Consider the following 20,008-nt stretch of genomic DNA (forward strand, 5'->3'; position numbering starts at 1 on the left):
GACAGATTGACAGCTTGTGCCCATAGATTACCTTTGAAAGGAAAATCATTAAGAAAGAAAAAAAATAACTAAGTTTGAACTATAAATCCAGTGGCAATAAGTCCAAATTATTGGTTAAAAACTGGTGTACTTTACAGCGGAACAGCTGGTGTACTTTGTTCGGAATAATCAGTTACTAAAGAAGACTTAAAACAAAGATCTTATGTTGAAGTAAAAATTAACAATCAAAGATTTAAAGAGTATAATGGAAACATTATAGAAATGGATATACATCCAAACAAAGCCAAAACCATATCGGAACGTAAAGCCTTATTATCTTTATTAGAACGAGAAATTGCTAAAGCTATAATTAGTCAAAAATATAGGGAGAATAAAACGTCTTCTGTAAAAAGAAATTCTAAAATTACTATCGAACGTGCTTTATCTGAATCATTACAACATAAGATTGATTCTAATATTAGTCCACTATATAAGCGTAATTTAAAGCGCATATACAATTCTTTCAAAGATTTCATGGGAAAATCTATGCAAGAGGAATTCATACATCTGAACGCAGGAGATATTCAAAATTTTTTAAATTCTTTTGTCTCATCAAACACATATTATATGGACAAGAGAAGGGACTTGGGGGTTCTCGTATCTAAAGCTAATAGTCTTTTCGATATGAGTGTTGATGTAATAAAAAAGACTGATAGAAGAAAACCTAAAAGTGTATTACATCAGATTTATGATGAGAAGCAAATTCACATTATACTGAATTACTTAAAGAATAATAATGTGAATTTATATTTGTGTTGTTTAATTAGTTATGGTTGTTTTTTAAGACCACATAAAGAAATTAGAAAATTAAAGGGTAAGCATTTTAAAAATGATTTCAATGAAATCCACTTATCTGGTGATGAAAATAAGAGTGGGAGAGTTCGAGTAACTCCAATTCCTAATTATGTTCGTGAAGCTATATATGATAAAGCCAGTAAACTTTTGCCAAATCAAAATCTATTTACTGGAACATCCGATTATTTTAATGAAGACTATTTTAGCAAGGCTTGGAATAGATGTGCCAGGAAGATGAAAGAGATAGGAATACTAAATGATAAGCAAACTATTTATTCTTTCCGACACACAGCCGCAGTCAACGTCTACAAGAAAACAAAAGACTTACATATACTCCAACAGCTTTTAGGACACTCAGATATGATAGTTACATTAAAATACTTACGAGGTCTTGGAGTTCACAACACAGAAGAATTAAGACATGTAATGCCTGAACTCTAAAAGTTGGACACGAAAATATACATTTATACCCCCTTGCAGAAAATGGTGTCCAAACCATAAAACAAAATAGGCCCATTACCCTTTGTTGGGATGGGCTTTTTTGTTTATTATTAGCCACTAAAACTTTTACAACCCTAATAAATGGATTATAACATTCAAACAGATTCCGAAAATGACATTTTTGTTGAAGAGTGTCATATTGATGGTGAAGTGGAAATCTCTGATGATTTACGCAAATATTTCACACCAAATGATATCACTTACAACACAGTTGCTGGATCTAAATCAAGTGATATATTTGATAGGATCAAAAAGCAACGTGAAATTTTAAGGATTGTAAATGTAAAATTCCGACTTAAATATATTGAGATTGATGAAGACAATGTTCAATATTTACCTGATTATAATGTTTATGAATTGACATCATCTTTACTCTTTAAAAAGAAATGTGATGATTTAAATGAAGAACAGGAAAAACAAGTCCAACCGTTTTTTATTAAACTGGTTCAGCTCTTCGTTTTATATAAAGCTGATTACTGGGATGATCATCTTTATAAATTTGAAGAACATATCACTAAGGAAGGATTTAATGAGGATATTGATGAAGTCCACACGTTAAAACAATTGTTGGATAAGTGGGAAAACCTGTCGAATGTTGAAGTCTCAATTCGTAAGAAGGATAAATACGGTTCTGTGATAAATTCTGAAAGTCAAAAAGTATTAGATCAAGATTTAGAGCTAATACTTAATTCCTATATAAAAACTAAATATTACAATTTCATTAAAGCATATAAGCTTGAAAAGTATATAGCAAAACATGAGGTTAATGAATTAAAGAAATATTCTCAAGATGTTGAAAAGAAGGAATCACTTACAAACTACGTTTCTGAAGCAATTACCATTTTATATTTCAGAGATATTAAGCCGTCATTCACATATTCATATTTTGAAGAACTATATGAAATGATTCATAACAATACGCATTTTGATACTAGGTTAACACCTACTTATGAATTTTTAAAGATTGTTGTTCCTGCTTTGAATAGATTTATCGAAGATAATGCTATTGAAAAATATAAAAAGAAGGATAAGCATATGTTATTATTTGCAATGCTAAGAGCATTTGATTTCGTTCCAGACAAGAAAGGATTAGAATTAGATGGTAAAATTGATGTTAAAGAAGATTTTATAAAACAGCTTTTAAGATAGATTAAAGCTACATCTCAAGAAGGGGGAATTAAAAAACTAACTGTTTTTTATCCCCCTTTTTCGTGTCTGCATCTTTGTATTGTCCGAAGGGGATAACACTTAAACAGTAAGGCGCCAAATGTTTGAGTGGGACACGAACCGGGATGACAGTTATAAATTTTAAAACATTAAAAAGATGTTATTATCAAACTACAAAAGCTCTAAAGAGCAAAACAACAATTCGGTGAAATCTTTGGCGCCGAAATTAATTTCTAAAGAAGATAAATTAGTGTACCAATTTGTTTTCGCTAATAAACATTTTTACACAGGTTCACATAAGTCCCTGTCGATTTTAAGAAGAACAACATTCTTAAATCACTGTAAAAATTTAAGCAAAAAACAACTAATCACGTTAGCTCTGTTTTTCAAATCCTTAAATGAAGATGGGGTTAAACATATCTCAGAGGTTAGAACAACTAAAACTAACAAACTGAATTACGTAACAGCAATATTTGAAGTTGATGGTAAAACTTATACTGAGAATATTTTCACATTCTCAGGTTTTAATAAGTTAGTCTCTTACAGAGGCATTGCTAAATACAATTTATCCCTTAATGGTTTATTAGAAACTGAAACTAAAAAATAACCCTTAGTCCAAAATAGCTGGGGAATCCTCCCCAGCTTATTCACAATTAATTTAATTAACAGAACAATAACACTGCATCAAAGATGCGGACAAACCTCTTACGTTATGAAAACTCAAGATATCAAAATCAATAAAAATAAATTCTTATCAAAACTTATTCCTTCTAACTGCATTTTCTTTAAAAATCTTACAGGTATTGGAGCAACTCATGTGGAATTAAATATAGCTCAGCGCAATTCGATAGTAATTGAACCATTCGTTCCCGTAATCACTGGTAAATCAATAAATAATGATAAAATATTAGGTGTTTATGAAGGTATTACAAAAAAGGATATTGTTAAATATTTACAATCTTATAATGGATTTAAGAAAATTGTATCTACACCAGAATCATTTATATCTAAAGTTATTCCAGCTTTTATTGAATTGGGAATCGATTTCCTAAATGAATATTTCTTACTTATTGATGAGTGTGACAGATTAACAAAAGACGTAAATTTTAGAGAGCAAATCATTGCTCCTATGGATTACTTCTTTCAGTTTAAAAACAAGGCTTTTGTAAGTGCAACAGCTTTAATCCCAACAGATCCAAGATTTAAAGAAAATAAATTTAGAATTCAAAATGTTATACCAACATACAATATTGAAAAAAATATCAATGTAATAAATACTAATCATACTTTAAGTGCTTTAAAATATCGATTAGAAAACGCCAAAGCTGATAAGGTTTTAATTTTCTTGAATAGTGTTTCAGGATCAGCAAGCATAATTAAAACATTAGGTATTGCCGATAAATCATCTTTGTTTACCTCTACTGATGCTGTTAAAAATTTTGATAAAGAATATACAGGTGCTAAACCAAGACATCTTTGCTCAGATTTGGATATACGTAAATTTAGTAAGTATAATTTTCTAACCAGCAGGTACTTTTCTGCCGTTGATATAAAAATCGAGGAAATGGTTGAAATTATCATAGTATCAGACGTCAATAAATTCCAACACTCCTTAATCGATCCATATGCAGATTTGATTCAAATTATTGGAAGAGTAAGAAATAGCTACTACATCGGCAGCGTAAATTTCATTGTAAATCTTGAATCAAAAATTGATTTTGTAGAAAAAGAAGAAATTGAGAAAGCATTTGAATTCGGAGCTAAATTGAGGGAGGTGCTTAAAACAGGATTAATGAGTACAGATAATGAAGGAATTAAAAATTTTATAAAAGAGTTTGTTAACATCATGGGAGATAAAGCCTTTTTCAATGATGACTTCACAGATAACCACTTCATGAAGGATAATTTCAGAAATGAAAATTTTGTTAAGTCCTTATATCAAAATAAAGAAACTTTAATTGGGTACTTAAAATCATTAAAGGTAAGAAATACGGATAAATCTTATTTAAATGTTATTGATTCTGAGGAAGTGTACAGAATTAATGATGACACTTTAAAACTTATAAGTGCAAGGAAGCCATTTGATCAAAAATATGAAGAATTAATTCAGTCTATGAAGAACGTACAAGAAATGAAGAAAGAGAATTTTGAAAAGAAATATCTATTAAATAATTATGAGGAAATCGAAAGACGATTAATAAATCAATACAAAGAAATGTATGAAATATTTCTTTCAGAAGGAGAAGAAAAGTTGAGATCAATTGGTAATTCAGAGCATAAGATTAAAAGGTATTACAGCCTTAATTATGATAATACGCACTTAGATAATATGCCATTAATTAAAGAACTATATCAAGAATTTGAATGTGGGATAGATTATAACCAAACAAAATTGTTAAATAAATTTCATGAGATTCTGATAAAATATGAACCTACAGCAACCAAGACACTTCATAACCTTAATAGGTTTTACGAATTCTGTATGAAAAAATCAGGCAGTAAAAGATTTATTAAGTTGCAGAAAGAGAGATTCAATGTAAAAAACTAAGTGGACACGAAAACCTACATCTTATACCCCTTGTAAATTTTGGAGTCCAAAACAGAGATAAGAAATTATCTCTGTTTGTCGTTTATGGGTGTACCATCATACGTACAGATTTAACGTCTTTTCCTGAATGCTAGGAATTATAATCCTCCAATTATAACAATAAAGAAGAGAATCATATTTTTAGTAATCTATTGTAAAACAATTATTTACAGTCGTTTTGCTTTAAGCACAATACAATATGTTGATTAATAAGCTTTTATAAATCCCCCCTGTACTCTGTATTTCGTACGCCAACAGTATATATCTTCAACCCCCGCACATTGTTTTGGTGGAAAAGGGTTTTTCACAACAATTATCATGATATGAGCCTATCCAAAAAACGGATAGGCTTTTTTTATTAACCAAAATTCACAAAATATTATGCAACATTTAATGAATGTATCAGAAATTAAAGTCCAATTTAAACCTAAATTCAAGCTTTCTGAATGTCCTCAAATCAACAACTCTAAGGATGCCTATGAAATTTTAAAACGTGTCTGGGATGAAGGATTAATGAGCTTTTTGGAAGAGTTTAAAGTTATACTACTTACTAAAGCGAATAAGGTTTTAGGTGTGGTGGATGTTGGAATGGGAGGTAAAGACTTTGTACCAGTTGATATGAAAATTATATTTTCTATCACTTTAAAAGCATCTGCATCTAAGATTATTTTAGTCCATAATCATCCATCAGGTAAATTAGAACCTAGTCCACAAGACAAAGATATTACGAATAAAGCTGTTGAAGCTGGAAGGGTGCTTGATATTGAGGTGTGTGATCATATTATTGTGTCAGAAGACGGATACTATAGTTTAAAGGATGATGGATATTTTTAGATTGATATTCAATATTTATATATCTTTGTAATGTATAAAATATTAAAAGAATAAAGCGTTAGCTTACAGTTCTTGTCAACGAGAAAACCTGATAAATTTTCACAAGCACAAACAAGGACAGTTAGAGTTAACGTCTCACCTCATTATATGTCAAATATAAAGAGCGTGGGGCGTAATCTATCTGTTTGTGCGGGTTCTCTCAGGTACCTCTCTTGACAGCTCTAGGTTATAGTCCCACGCTTTTTTATTTGCTAACCAATCGAATCGGGATTTATCGATAACTAAACGAATTTTATGAAAAAACTAATTTACTTCTTTTGTGTTATACTCTTATTGGGCTGTAATGAAAGTCCACAATCTAATTCAGGTTTTGGCGGTCAAGTCAAAGAGTATTTAAAATCCGATGAAGAAAAAAAACGGGAATCTGACGCTGAAAAAGCTGAATTAGCAAAAATTGAAGCTGAAAAAAAAAGAGAATCTGCACAACATGAAGCCAATTGTCAATTTGAAAAAGCTCAATACACTGTTGATAATTATATTAATAAAAAAGGTTTTAAAATAATTGAAACACTGACACCCAACTACTCTTATGGTGCTATGGATTTTTCAAGAGATGAATTTCACTGCAGTGCTACATATACTTTTTTAGTTAAAGAGTTAATTATGTCTTCTTCTACAGGGAATATGTATAGCGACAAAATATATAGGCTGACTGTTACACTAATCAAATATGAAAATTATGAAGTAACTTCTTCAATATTATTTGATAGAAATACAGGGAGAGAGAGAATATTAATTTAGCCTTACACTTAGCAAGTATAGTTTAAGCTATATAATTATGCTTGCTAATCAATTGATTCCAATCCGATAAAAGAATCATCATCAATACTAATTTCTTTATAGAAGTTGCTCGGTTTCGACTCAGATTGCATATTTATTTTTTGAGCATCAATTGTGTTAATAATAGATTGATAAGAATCATTCTCAAAATTTCTAAAATAATAATTACCTAAAATTTGTAAAGGAATATACTCATAAGCACTTTGGTTGACATCATATTTAAATAGAGCATACAACTCAAATCCTCCATCACTAATTTTTGAACTGGTATATTTAATAAGTTCAACTGATTTCAAGTATTGAACATCGATTCCTAAAGATTTATTTGAGTCGGTTTTCGCACCAATTTTGATAGCTTCCTCTAGAGTTTCTAAAGAAATATATTGAGGTATATCACCTTTCTGATAACCCAAAATATCTTCGTTACTTTCGGGGTTGTTGTATGAATAAGCACTTCCATTTGGAAGTATAATATAGCTAAGGTTTTTTCTCGACCAAGCTATGTTGTAATGTTTATAGAAAAGGAAGTATTCGGTCATATTTATTAGGATATAAAACTTAACTTAGGGTCTGCAACATTTACCATCAACATGCTTTACTATCTTATACTGATAGTTTTCATGATAATTTATAGCTCTTTTTCTCTCCTGACCTTCAAGAACTAAACCTAAATTATTAACTACATTTCCACAATATCCACATCTATAAAAAATTTCCCCTTCATAATAGTTAAAATCATCTTCTGCTTCTAAATATCTAATAGATTTTGTATCATCTTTAATGATAATAACACTTTGTAATGGTACAAATTCATTTTCAGCCTCTCTAATAAGTACACCTAAAAGAATATGAGGTATAGGCATACTTTCTTTATAAATTTCTCTATACTCTAGTATTAAATCGTCAAAGTTTTCAGTGCTTAATACAATAGTATCTTCCATAGTAAGTCCCTTATCAAGAATCAGATTTCTTAAATTCAAATAGTTAATTCTTGAAATTGGCACAGTTTCTATTCTCATATTAACTTTTATCTTAATTTATAAAATATCTCTCCTGTTTGTGATGCATGTTGTCTTTTTATTAATAACATTTCACTTAAACCTATTCTACCATCAAAAATCATCATCAAATCTTCACCATCCATTAATATCATTTGCTTTGTTATTGGGTTATTGTTTTCTATTCCTTCTTTAGAAAAACCATCTATTGATATGAACAAACCTAAAGTGTTTTTTAATTTATTGGTGATCTTACCACCAAACGAATATAAGTCACTAGCAGGAATAAGATTCTTTTGCCATTTAGCTTCTAAAAGAAAGTCTGTGCCATCAAAAGTGAATGCACCATCAATTTGTTCACCAGAAATTTTAAATGAAGATTTAACTGAAAGTTCGAATAATAAAAATAATTCATTCAATAATTTCTCCAATTGAAAACCTCTTTTCTGTTTGTCAGAATTAATAGCGATTTCAAAAAACACAGCTTTAAGTTCATCTAATTTTTGAGAAAAATACATATTTGTTTTAACAATTTGTATGTTTTCTTCCCTCTTAGCTTCTGCAATTCTAAGCTGGTCTATTGCGTCAAAATACCCCTTAGTTTGATTTTTCAATTTATTAACTGTTTCCTTGGCTCGTCTTTTTAGACTACCATCTTTATCAAAATAATCCAAATGAGAAAAATCGTTAAAATTACTTGTCTCTTGAAACAATCTTAATAAATCATTACGGAATATATCGGGTCTAGCAACCATTCTATCAATCAAAATTGACACACTCTCTTGCTTAAGTTGTTCTTGCCAATCGATCGTCGATACAATTGTGGAATTTTCAATAGTTAGTTCAACAAACTTCCGTAAATCCTTTTTGCGCCAGTAAATATTAGATAAAGCATCTTTAAGAGCAATAATTGCTTGTGTTGATATTTTTTGAAAAGCCAAATTAAATAATTTTTATTAAACTTTAGGTTATAAGGCATTCCGTTTCGGAATTACCGCTATGAAGATACGCCAAACTTCATAAATTAAAAATAGTGATGCTCACAATTTTCAATTTATTGTAAACAGTTTATCATGCTTTATAGTAAGTTGATATAGAGGTTTGTGATCATATTATTGTATCTGAGGATGGATATTATAGTTTGAAGGATGAATGGTATTTTTAATAATACCCTTTATAATTTTTAGTCCAAACTATTAATCAAGTCGATATTAAATTTGTCAATTTCATCTGACATAGCTACAGTTTTAGCTTTTCCTTTAACCATAGTTTCAGAAACAAAAACAATTTGACCTTTTTTGTTTTTGAAATAATCAGACTTGAGTACCCTAAAATGACCTCTTCTAAAATGTGGAATTTTAGAAATTGGTAAATTATCCTCTGTTATTTTATCTGCAATTTGAATTTTCAGATTTTTAGCTAGTTTATTTTCACTATAATCAACATAATCATTTGGAACTCCATCACTAACACAATTAGGAAAACAATTTATGTAAGCTATTGTATTAATAGCTAAGCGAAATATTCTAGAGTGTGTTTTAGATATTTCATCCTCTTTTTTTATTATCTCTTTGTAGAATTTATCAGACATAAGTCCATAAATTTTTCCATAAGTATAATATAAAGTTAAACTACCATCATCCTCAATATTTAGAATAAAAGCATATCCTTCTCCATCAAATGGAACATGTAAGGCGAATTTAAATACAAAGGTTTCTTTAATTTCATTAGAATATATATAGGTTATGTCTCTAATTTGCCCATTATTATAAAGATAATTTTTGATCCCATCCAAATCCGCCAATGCGGTCGTTTCAAGAAATTGTCTTAATCCTCTTTCTACAAAGAATAAATGTAACAAATCACCTTTAGAATCATCTCTCCATAAATCTAAACCTGTAATCGTTAAACTCCTCATATCAAGAGTTTCATCAGGTGCTAATGGGTTCGATAAAAGATTTCTTTTAATGACAAAATGGATTTGTTCATCTGAAAACTCAGGTGCTAATTTTTTTTGTATACCATAAAGCTCATTCCAAAAGAATCTAAGTGGTTTACTATAATATTTTTTCTTTCCCATAGTATAAGCTTTGATAATTTATTAAATAGCCTCTAACTCTGGAAGTGTTTTATATATATACAAAAACTCATTATCCTTATCAGACCAATATTTACATATGATATATAGAATATCCGCACCTAATGAATATGAATTTATAATCATTTCACTAAAAATATCTGTATAGAAAAAATAAGTGTACCTTTTGTTGTATACAATACGTCCATTAGTTAGTTCAGTTATTGATTTTCTATCTTTATTTACAAAAACTTTTTGGCGTATAAATTTTTTAGGCTTAAATTTTTGATTAATAACTTCATTTGTATCAGAGGAAAAACCAACAATCAACATGATGGGACCTCCCGATTTATCGACAACTTTAGTTCCTGCTAATAATAAGTTTTCCTCTGTGATTATATCCTTAAAGTTATTAGTCATTTGTTTTTATTTCCATCTTTTATGAAAAGGAAAACCTTTCTCAGTTTATTAATTTATTGAATATATAAAATTTTGTAATATTTATCGTTGGGCACGAAAATTTTCAAAGGGGTATTAAAGCGGATTTTGAAGTCCATTTTTTGAATCTTTTAGAACTAATGGATATTAAATATTGAGGTTGTTCATAAAAGTATTGTATCAGAGGGAAGACCTCATTTATTTAAAACGAGGTCTTCTATTAATTTTTCAGGAGCGAATAAAATTTCTTAAGGAGTTTTGATAGGAGAAAAACTAATCAATTAGATATTTCTTCTAATCACTTATAAAATTTACTAACGAATGTATTTTTCACTATAATTATTTGAAAGTGATTCAATATCAAGACTATGATTAACTAAGAATTCTTGAACTTTTTCGCTAGTGATTGTTCTCAAATCATAGTCTTTAAACTCTTTTATAAAACCTTTAATTGAAAGTTTTAAATTTTTTAATTTCCCTTTCCTTATAATTTCAACATTATGTGTAAAGTTCGCAACATTAGATAACTTTTTAGTTGGGATTATCATATAATATTTTACTTTCGCATCTTTTCCGTATTCTTCTTCAAACCATCCACAATGGTTATTCATTTGACCAGACTCTGATTTAACAATTTCTGATCTATCTAATTCGACTTCAGACTTACATTCAAAAACAAAATATTCATTTACAGAAACACACCAAAGATTGTCAGGTCCTTTTTTAATCTCTTTGTCAGGTCTCTCCGAAAGAAAACCTAACAATTCACCAGTTTTTTGGAGCGCTCGTTCAAATTTGTCATGACTAATACCAAAATCTAAATTAGATAGAATTTCCTCTATTTCTAAAGAAAACTCTGAATAATCCTTGAACTTTAGTATGAAATTTTTAATTCTTTGAATTCTGTCTTCATTTATATAACTAAGCTTTTTATAAGTAATACCTTCTTTGGGTTTTAATAATTCATAATTTTGACTAAATGCACTTTTCTGCAACTTATTCGCCTCGATTTTACTTTCCTTATATAAAAACCTTGCCTTTAACTGTAAATACCATCCTTTTTCTAATTCATCATCCAAATAGGTATCAATAATTTCTTGAATACATTCTCCTGCTTTACCATATTCTCCCATATAATATAGCTTATTTGCTTTTTTCTCAAGCTCATATATTTTATAATTATAAGATACATCATGGTTATCCTCAATCGAATCCATTTCATCAGTATAATAATCTTTCCAACCTTCATCCCTATTTAAACTTTGCTTAATAAGATCAATTAATTGATTGATGCGATTGTCTTTGTATTTTTCATCATCATCGTTTGCCATATTGGCTATCTCCAAACCAATATCTATTTGCTTTCTGGTTTGTGCAGAAAAGTACTTATTTGTTTGTGAGCTTTTAATAAATTTTACAAGATCAGCTCCTATAATTAATATTGCGCTAAAATCTTTTTCACCACGAACACTTCTTCCTAATCCTTGCTCAATTTTTTGAGCTAATTTTATATTAGTATAATCACTATTTGCTCTTGACTGTTCTTCATATTTATCAGATAAAGATGTGAAATTCGGTTTTCCATCTAATATTAAAACTCTACAACTTTCATCAGGTAAATCAATTCCATCATATCTATTTGCTAATACTAAACAGTTACTAAAATCACCAGACTTAAGTTTTTTTATTTCATTGAATAGATTTGATGTATTGGGAGTTATTGCTCCTTGATAAAAATACAGTTGAGATTTTACAAATGAAGAAACTAAAGACACAACCCCAAATTTTCTACTTTTATTTGGAGGTGAGAATAATGAAATTACTCTATCTCTTGTAAGATCATCATGAATTAGTGATGGTAATAATATCATTTTTTCTCCAGACCATTTTTTGTGAATATCTCGTAAAGGTCTTTTAATTGCATCAATAGATAAATCTAATCCCTTAATAAAGAAAGAATCATCTTGAGTTGTTGCGGACATTAAGATTCTATTTTTAGCATTTGCAAAAAATGAAAACTTCTCTATTGGAAGATGAATTGATGATATCTCAATAGAATTCCCTGAAATAAATGCTTGACATTTATTTACATTATCTTTTAATAAAGGCCATGTAAACTTTATAAAGTTTTCTTCTTTAAAATCTGATAATATACTAATAACTTCATCAGCTTTATCTTCCCATTCCCAATATGGTATAGGAAGGAATGAGTCATTTGATTTAGTATATAACTCTAAATACGACCCCATACCTTGTTCTTGGAGTGCTGTATCAAATAAATTAAATATTTTTTTATAACAATCCTTTGATTCATTTAAAGAACTATCAATTGTTATTGTAAATGAGGACTTAATTGAATCTACACAAGCATGTGCATCATCTAAAACAATTGAACCAATGTTAACACCCTTATTGCCAATACCAAATATAGATTTTCCGTTAAAAATCTTCTGAACATGCGTTACCAAAATTTTTCTACCATTTAAAAACTCGTCTGGTAACATGTTATCTTTCTCAATTATACAAATTGGTATACCGAATTTATTTGCATCTTCAATAGCTTGATTTACTAAATATATATTGGGACATACAAAAACACATGGCCCTTCATTAGAATTAATTTTTGATTGAAGAATCAATAAACCAATTAGAGTTTTTCCTTCACCTGTATGAAGTTTAATTATTAGATCCTTGTCATCTTTTCTTTCTGTAAACCATTCGTTTAGAATACTATTTTGAATAGGTCTTAATGGCCCTGTAACACTTCTTCTATCTAAAGTATCGTATATTTCTACGGGATTAAGTTTTTTATTTATAATTGTTTTATTTAATTTCTTTTTGAAATCTACCATAATTTATTTTATTGTTTGGTTATAAGGCATTCCGTTTCGGAATTACCGCTATGAAGATACGCCAAACTTCATAAATTAAAAATAGTGATGCTCACAATTTATAATTTATTGTTTCACAGTTTGTCATACTTCATGCTTGGTAATACCTACACTTCATAAAAGCACCTAAATCTTTTTAATAAGTGCTATGCACCCATTAAAAATCTTCAAGCTTTTAGAGTTTGGCTCGCCTGCGGATCGCTCAGGCTTCGATGTTGTCACTATTTTTGAAACAAAAATACCGCCAACAGTCTTCGTCTATTTCATAGATATCGTTGAATCATGCTTGCGCATTTCTCTTCAACGACCTTCGCTCAACTCGCAGGACGGCGAGCAAGACTATCATTTATTGAATAATATTTTTCTCATTTTCAAATATCTTTTCTGCGACGTATCATCATTTAATTTTTTAGGAAAACTATTTAGAATCTTTTCATATTCTTCACAGCCAATCACTTTGCATATATACGCTTCGTGTATGTAATTTAAGTATCCTACGATATTACTTAAATATGTATGGAAAGCTCTAAAATCAATATCAGCATTAATAAAAGTTTCAACATCATGATAGTTTGATTTTATTCTTAATCTATATAAAAAGTTCAAAACCGTTGTTTCAGGAATTGATTTGTAAATATAATCCCAGTGTCTTTTAGTGAATTTTTTTGTCAATAAACCTTCTTTTGTGTGATATTTTGGATCTTTTTTATCTACACGTTCTCTTTTATGCTCAGCATTTTGTTCTCGCGTTGATTTAAGCATATTAATTATTTGGTCTTTAGAATCTTGAAGATTTCTAATTTTCGCTAAAGCTTTAAAATTATCTATCTGTTTAGTTGTATTTTGAATTCCTACATATACAAACTCCTTATAAAGACCTTTACAATAAAAACTTACTGATTTTGGGTAATGGTTATTTTTTATCGAATTATTGAAGTTTTTAATAGTCTTTTCATGTTGATCAACATCCATTTCTTGTGTATAATGAAAAGCTGTTAATGCTAAATACACTGAATAATAAGCTTGAGGAAAATTCCAATGTAAGGAAGATTTATAAAATTCAGAGTCATCAATAAAACTAGTCATGAGAAAAGAATATTCAGTACTCCAAGAATTCCACAACAATTTTCTTATTCTATCTAAATCGAGATGTTGTTTATTTTTAAGATTGTTATAATAATTAACATTTTTCAAATTATATCGATCAGTAAAACTTTCTATATAAAAGCTCAATGCATGAAATCTGTTGAAAATTATTTGTGAAGGAATTGATTTGTCATTATCTGTATTATTCATTTTTTATTAATTAGTCTGAAGTAAATATAAACAATTTGGACACGAAAATTTACATGGGGGTATAGATGTAAAGAATGGAGTCCAAATATTTCTACGTTTAATCTAAAAGTGAACCAAGATTGAACCAGATTAGAGGGTTTTTATTATGTTTTTTAGTAAATTAGCATTAATTAATTAACAGAGTGTTTACAGGCTCACTTCTTGATTAATTATGGTTAAATAGCTGAATAGAATAGGTTTACAAACAAAAAATCCCCACATTTCTGTGAGGATTTAAGTGCTCCCAACTGGGCTCGAACCAGTGACCAAAAGATTATGAGTCTTCTACTCTAACCAACTGAGCTATAGGAGCGGTTTTTATTAGTGTCAATTGTGAACTTTATTCCCTTTTGACGATGCAAATATTGATATTTGTCCTGAGAAAACCAAATTTAAAATGCAAAAAATTGAAAATATTATACTTGATTATGGCAATGTGATTTTTATGATTGACTTTGAAAAATCGCAACATGCTTTTACTCAATTGGGTATATCTAATGTGGCTGAAATATTTGCTCATTCGGGCCAAATCGAACTTTTTGATGATTTTGATAAAGGAAACATAAGTGCGGCAGAGTTTCGAGATGGAATACGACATTTGACGAAAAACAATACGCTTACAGATGGTGAAATTGATATGGCTTGGAATGCTTTATTGATTGGTGTACCTGAAGGGAAACATGAATTATTATTGAAGTTGAAAAATAAATATAGAACATTTCTGCTGAGCAACAATAATGAGATACACTATGCGTATTGTATGAAACATATTCAAGATAAATATGGGATAGAAGATAATAGCTTTTTTTTTGATTTCGCTTATTACTCTCATATGATGGGGATGAGGAAACCCAATGCAGATATTTTCGAATATGTGTTGAAAGATCAGAATTTAGATCCAAAGAAAACATTATTCATTGACGATAGTCCGCAACATTTGCGTACGGCTACTGCGTTGGGATTGCATACAGCGTTATGTACAACTGAGGAACCATTGGAGGTGATTGTATCCAAATGGAATCTCTTATAGTAACACTAAATGATGAAATGATATATTAATTATAAAAGGATAAAAAAGTTATTTAATCTGTAATAGAGTTTGTAAGTATAAGTTTTATTTCTACCTTTGCACCACAAAGAATTTTCCAAAGGGAAGGAGGTATACAGAACTATGATTATTATCAATGTAAAAGAAGGCGAATCTTTAGATAGAGCACTTAAGCGTTTCAAGAAGAAATTTGAGAAGACTGGTGTTGTTCGCGAATTACGTGCACGTCAAGCTTTCGAGAAGAAGTCTGTAACTCGTCGTATTCAAATTAAGAAAGCAATCTACAAACAAGGATTACAGCAAGATACTAACGCTTAATTTTTTGTTTAGTACAATATAAAAGCCAATCGAAAACGATTGGCTTTTTGTTTTTAAGAGTGTTAAACTGATTAGTAAAAAGAAAGGAATTATATTGCTATAATTCCTTTCTTAATCTTGCTACAGGTATATTCATAGACTCTCTATATTTTGCGACCGTACGTCTCGCTATAGTGTAACCTTTTTCTTTTAATATTTCCGTAAGCTTTTCGTCTGCTAATGGTTTACGTTTATCTTCGTTGGCAATACATTCTTCTAGAATCTTTTTAACCTCTTTGTTGGATACTTCTTCTCCAGAATCTGTTTGAATTGCTTCAGAGAAAAAAGATTTCAATAAGAAAGTACCAAATTCAGTTTGTACATACTTGGAATTGGCGACACGAGATACTGTAGAAATATCCATGTCAATTTCCTCTGCAATATCTTTTAAGATCATAGGCTTTAGCATACGATCATCACCTGTCAAGAAATACTCATATTGGTATTTCATAATGGCATTCATTGTTTTCAGAAGTGTTTGTTGTCTTTGCTTGATCGCATCGATAAACCATTTTGCAGAATCTAATTTGGATTTAACAAACTGAACGGCTTCCTTCATCTTTTTATCGTTCTTTTCTGCTTTTTCGTAATGTTCAAACATCCCTTGGTAGGTGCGAGAAACACGAAGTTCTGGGGCATTTCGTCCATTAAGTGTCAAATGAAGTACACCATCATTATTTGAAATATGAAAATCAGGGATGATTTGCAACTGTTTTCCAGCGACAGCAGCAGAATCTCCAGGTTTTGGATTTAATTTCAAAATCTCGTTGATGATATCTTTTAGTTCTTCTGAATTTACGTTAAGTTGTTTTTCGATTTTATCATAATGCTTTTTAGTGAATTCATCCAAATAATTTTTCACTACTTCAATAGCTTTTTTTACGATCGAACTATCTTGGTCTTTTTTACGTAATTGTATCAACAAACATTCTTGCAAATCACGCGCGCCAATGCCTGCAGGTTCAAATTCTTGAATGACAGCTAGCATTTCTTCAACCTCAGATTCTTCTGCCATGACATTTTGAGAGAAAGCCAAATCATCAATCAACGATAATATTGGTCTTCGTAAATAACCATCGTCATCTAGACTGCCAATAATTTGATTACCTACAAGGTATTGTTTGTCCGTCAAAGCCAATAAATCCAATTGATTTTGCAACTTTTCGAAAAACGAATCTTGTATTGCTATCGGCATTTCTTTATGGTCGTCATCATCGTCGTTGTTGTAATTGCCGCCATAATCTTTATAATCGTCTTCTTGTATATACTCTTCTAATGAAAACTCTTCCTCATAGCCTTCGTCACTATTATTATCATAATCATCTGGATCTTTGTCCGGATAATCTTCCATAGGATCATTCATATTTGCCAAGCTTCCATCTTCCAATGCAGGATTTTCTTCCAACTCTTCTTTGATGCGTGTATCCAAAGAAGCGGTCGGGACCTGCAGTAGCTTGATGAACTGTATCTGCTGGGGAGATAATTTTTGTAATAACTTTTGTTGTAATGTTTGTTTTAACATATCGTTATCTAAATGCAAGGTAAATTTAGACAAATATTATGAATTTTATAATGCCCGTTGCACAGTTGTTTTATTCCGTAAAGACTTCGCTACTGAACTAATTGGTGGTGTTTAATTTAACCAAAAACAAAGATTTGTTAAAATTCGTTAATTTTATAAATCCATAGTCTTTAAAGATTGTTTTATATGCGATTATACAAAACATTTTTGTCATATTTACTCTATGTTTAGACGTGTTAAAAATCGATTCTTGCGATACTTTATAATAGGATTTTATTCTATAGTATTGCTTACATGTGCCGTTCAACTTAATTTTTTGGGTCTATTTGGATATTCCCCGACACAGAAAGACATTTTATTGCCCACACTTAATGTCGCTTCCGAACTATATACAGCAGACTCTGTATTGATTGGACGTTATTTTGATGAAGATCGTGATCCTGTTTCTTTTGATAGTATATCACCTCAAGTTATCAATGCTTTGATTGCGACTGAAGATATTCGTTTTTATAAACACAATGGAGTAGATTTCTTGGGTTTGGTTTCAGGTGTGGTATCTACTATTAAAGGCGATCAACGTGGAGCCAGTACGATCACTCAACAACTAGCAAAAAATCTATTCAAAACACGATATGCACATTCTCAAGGATATTTGAGTAAGATTCCGGGTTTGCGCATTTTGATTACAAAATACAAAGAGTGGATGACAGCTTACAAATTGGAAAGTAAGTATCCTAAAAATGATATTATTACTATGTACTTAAATACAGTTTCCTTTAGTAATAATGCATATGGTATCAAGTCCGCATCTCTTCGTTATTTTAATAAACTTCCTTCCACATTAGACACTAATGAAAGTGCGCTTTTGATTGGTATGCTGAAAGGCACAACGATTTATAATCCAATTAGAAATCCTAAAAATGCTTTACAAAGACGCAACGTAGTATTGGGGCAAATGGAGAAAGCTGGATATATCAATCAAGTCCAAGTAGCAAAATTAACACAAGACTCGTTAAGATTAGACTTGAGTTTTCACGATAATGTGGACGCAAATGACTCCTATCTTCGTTCGGCAGTATATCGTTGGTTGGATAAATGGAGTCAAGACAATGAAATTGATATCAACAAAGCGGGCTTAAAAATTTATACAACTATTGATTCCCGTATGCAAAAGATTGCGGAGGAAGTAGTAGCAAAAAAAATGGAAGAATTGCAACGCAGGCTTAAGAATACTTGGGGAAATAGTGAGCCATGGAGAGACAAGGAGGGGAATGTTATTCCTGAATTTTTGGAGAATCAAGCGAGGAAGCTTTCTATATATAAGAATTTAATGGACCGCTATAGCAATAATGAGGATAGCGTATTTAATGTATTGCATCGGAAAAAAGAAATGGAAGTCTTCACTTGGGATGGTATGGAAAAAGTGAATTATTCTACCATGGATTCATTAAAACACTATGTAATGATGTTAAATACGGGTATGATGGCTATGAATCCATATAATGGTGAAATTAAAGTTTGGGTTGGAGGTATTAACCATCAGTATTATAAATTTGACCATGTAAATCAGGCAAAAAGACAAGCTGGTTCTACTTTTAAGCCTTTCGCATACTTAGCTGCGTTAGAATCCGGTATGTCACCATGTGATAAATTTACCGACAAGCCTGTTAAAATCGATTTTATTGGTAAAGATGGTCCTGAATCGTGGGAGCCTAAGAATGCAGATTGGTCAATCTCTTATAGCGATATGACTATGCGTCACGCGATGGCACGTTCGTTAAATACGATTACGGCTCAAGTAACACAAGCAGTAGGGCCAAATAAAGTTGTTGAAGCAGCACACAAATGTGGTATCGACAGCAAATTGCAGGCGGTTCCATCTGTAGGATTGGGTCCTAATGATGTATCTGTGTATGAGATGGTGAAAGCATACAGCACTTTTATGAATGCAGGAAAGACAACAGAACCTATTTTAGTATCTAAAATTGTTGATCAAGAGGGAAATGTCATTGCATCCTTCCAAACAGAGCACAAACAGGTTATTAGCCCAGAAAATGCATGGCTTATGACATATATGTTGCGTGGAACTTTGGAAGAGCCGCGTGGCACTTCACAAGCATTATGGGAGTGGGATTTATTTAAAGAAAACAATGAAATTGGGGGTAAAACAGGGACCTCTTCGGATTATGTAGATGCTTGGTATATGGGTGTGACAAAGGATTTAGTAGCAGGAGTTTGGGTTGGCTGTGATGAACAAAGTATTCATTTTAAAAATTCAGCTACCGGAGAAGGTTCTAAAACAGCACTCCCTATCTATGCAGCTTTTATGGAGGAACTGTATAAACGTCCAGAGTTGGGTGTGACTTATGGAAAATTTCCTGAGCCAACTGTTGAAATTACGAAAACGTACAAATGCCCAACGCCTAGATCAATGTATGTGGCTCCAGTGGATAGTACAAGTAATGATTTGGATGATGATTTGGAATTGGATCCTATTGATGAAAATCAAAACACTGGGCAGCAATCTCAATCTACCAATGAACAATAATAAAATATTATTAAATTTATAATGCTAGCTG

The 20,008-nt window shown here is 30.6% G+C and carries 18 protein-coding genes and 1 tRNA gene; 10 read left to right on the plus strand and 9 right to left on the minus strand.

The features are described 5' to 3' along the window. Positions 1 to 261: 261 nt before the first annotated feature. The 6 genes from GOQ17_RS04905 (at position 262) to GOQ17_RS04930 (ending at position 6,724) form a co-directional block, all read left to right on the plus strand. Positions 262 to 1,275 carry a tyrosine-type recombinase/integrase gene (locus GOQ17_RS04905; RefSeq protein WP_159635659.1) on the plus strand — a complete coding sequence of 338 codons (1,014 nt, stop codon included), beginning with the start codon at positions 262 to 264 and terminating at the stop codon, positions 1,273 to 1,275. Between the two features lie 141 nt (positions 1,276 to 1,416). Beyond that, positions 1,417 to 2,484, plus strand: a complete 1,068-nt coding sequence (locus GOQ17_RS04910; protein WP_159635662.1) for a hypothetical protein — start codon at positions 1,417 to 1,419, stop codon at positions 2,482 to 2,484. 175 nt (positions 2,485 to 2,659) lie between these two features. Beyond that, complete coding sequence (locus GOQ17_RS04915; RefSeq protein WP_159635665.1) at positions 2,660 to 3,109, plus strand: hypothetical protein; 450 nt, start codon at positions 2,660 to 2,662, stop codon at positions 3,107 to 3,109. Between the two features lie 105 nt (positions 3,110 to 3,214). Continuing rightward, a complete protein-coding gene (locus tag GOQ17_RS04920) occupies positions 3,215 to 5,050 on the plus strand; it encodes a hypothetical protein (protein WP_159635668.1) in 1,836 nt (611 codons plus the stop codon). A gap of 432 nt (positions 5,051 to 5,482) precedes the next feature. Then, positions 5,483 to 5,923, plus strand: a complete 441-nt coding sequence (locus tag GOQ17_RS04925) for a JAB domain-containing protein (protein ID WP_236537057.1) — start codon at positions 5,483 to 5,485, stop codon at positions 5,921 to 5,923. 294 nt (positions 5,924 to 6,217) lie between these two features. Continuing rightward, a complete protein-coding gene (locus tag GOQ17_RS04930; protein ID WP_159635674.1) occupies positions 6,218 to 6,724 on the plus strand; it encodes a hypothetical protein in 507 nt (168 codons plus the stop codon). A 44-nt stretch (positions 6,725 to 6,768) separates the two neighbouring features. On the opposite strand, the gene GOQ17_RS04935 is transcribed toward GOQ17_RS04930, so the two are convergent. From GOQ17_RS04935 to GOQ17_RS04945, 3 genes are read right to left on the minus strand one after another with little or no spacing between them, the layout of a single operon-like run. Next, complete coding sequence (locus tag GOQ17_RS04935) at positions 6,769 to 7,302, minus strand: hypothetical protein (RefSeq protein ID WP_159635677.1); 534 nt, start codon at positions 7,300 to 7,302, stop codon at positions 6,769 to 6,771. 24 nt (positions 7,303 to 7,326) lie between these two features. Then, a complete protein-coding gene (locus GOQ17_RS04940) occupies positions 7,327 to 7,782 on the minus strand; it encodes a hypothetical protein (RefSeq protein ID WP_159635680.1) in 456 nt (151 codons plus the stop codon). Positions 7,783 to 7,790: 8 nt separating this feature from the next. Continuing rightward, positions 7,791 to 8,702 (minus strand): hypothetical protein, encoded by a 912-nt coding sequence (locus GOQ17_RS04945; RefSeq protein WP_159635683.1) that lies wholly within the window; start codon positions 8,700 to 8,702, stop codon positions 7,791 to 7,793. Between the two features lie 152 nt (positions 8,703 to 8,854). On the opposite strand from GOQ17_RS04945, the gene GOQ17_RS16565 reads away from it, so the two are divergent. After that, entirely contained in the window at positions 8,855 to 8,926 is a 72-nt protein-coding gene (locus tag GOQ17_RS16565; protein ID WP_394350599.1) for a hypothetical protein, read from the plus strand. 18 nt (positions 8,927 to 8,944) lie between these two features. Here GOQ17_RS16565 and GOQ17_RS04950 read toward each other — a convergent pair whose 3' ends face one another. The 5 genes from GOQ17_RS04950 to GOQ17_RS04970 all read right to left on the minus strand — a co-directional run bounded on the left by GOQ17_RS04950 (position 8,945) and on the right by GOQ17_RS04970 (position 14,815). Further along, entirely contained in the window at positions 8,945 to 9,841 is an 897-nt protein-coding gene (locus GOQ17_RS04950; RefSeq protein ID WP_159635686.1) for a hypothetical protein, read from the minus strand. A 21-nt stretch (positions 9,842 to 9,862) separates the two neighbouring features. Continuing rightward, positions 9,863 to 10,258, minus strand: a complete 396-nt coding sequence (locus GOQ17_RS04955; protein WP_159635689.1) for a hypothetical protein — start codon at positions 10,256 to 10,258, stop codon at positions 9,863 to 9,865. A 332-nt stretch (positions 10,259 to 10,590) separates the two neighbouring features. Beyond that, positions 10,591 to 13,128, minus strand: coding sequence for a DEAD/DEAH box helicase family protein (locus GOQ17_RS04960; protein WP_159635692.1), 2,538 nt, complete (start codon positions 13,126 to 13,128; stop codon positions 10,591 to 10,593). 381 nt (positions 13,129 to 13,509) lie between these two features. Next, on the minus strand, positions 13,510 to 14,463 hold the full coding sequence (locus GOQ17_RS04965; RefSeq protein ID WP_159635695.1) for a hypothetical protein: 954 nt from the start codon (positions 14,461 to 14,463) through the stop codon (positions 13,510 to 13,512). Between the two features lie 278 nt (positions 14,464 to 14,741). Further along, positions 14,742 to 14,815, minus strand: a tRNA-Ile gene (locus GOQ17_RS04970). An 84-nt stretch (positions 14,816 to 14,899) separates the two neighbouring features. Here GOQ17_RS04970 and GOQ17_RS04975 point away from each other — a divergent pair. Both GOQ17_RS04975 and rpsU read left to right on the plus strand, forming a co-directional pair. Next, positions 14,900 to 15,532 carry an HAD family hydrolase gene (locus tag GOQ17_RS04975; RefSeq protein WP_159635698.1) on the plus strand — a complete coding sequence of 211 codons (633 nt, stop codon included), beginning with the start codon at positions 14,900 to 14,902 and terminating at the stop codon, positions 15,530 to 15,532. 141 nt (positions 15,533 to 15,673) lie between these two features. Further along, positions 15,674 to 15,868, plus strand: a complete 195-nt coding sequence (rpsU, locus tag GOQ17_RS04980) for a 30S ribosomal protein S21 (protein ID WP_159635701.1) — start codon at positions 15,674 to 15,676, stop codon at positions 15,866 to 15,868. 97 nt (positions 15,869 to 15,965) lie between these two features. On the opposite strand, the gene rpoN is transcribed toward rpsU, so the two are convergent. Next, positions 15,966 to 17,429, minus strand: coding sequence for an RNA polymerase factor sigma-54 (gene rpoN, locus GOQ17_RS04985; RefSeq protein WP_159635704.1), 1,464 nt, complete (start codon positions 17,427 to 17,429; stop codon positions 15,966 to 15,968). A gap of 316 nt (positions 17,430 to 17,745) precedes the next feature. Here rpoN and GOQ17_RS04990 point away from each other — a divergent pair, with 316 nt between their 5' ends. After that, positions 17,746 to 19,977 (plus strand): transglycosylase domain-containing protein, encoded by a 2,232-nt coding sequence (locus tag GOQ17_RS04990; RefSeq protein ID WP_394350596.1) that lies wholly within the window; start codon positions 17,746 to 17,748, stop codon positions 19,975 to 19,977. Positions 19,978 to 20,008 lie beyond the last annotated feature (31 nt).

Source organism: Sphingobacterium composti (assembly GCF_009829075.1).
GTDB lineage: Bacteria > Bacteroidota > Bacteroidia > Sphingobacteriales > Sphingobacteriaceae > Sphingobacterium > Sphingobacterium composti.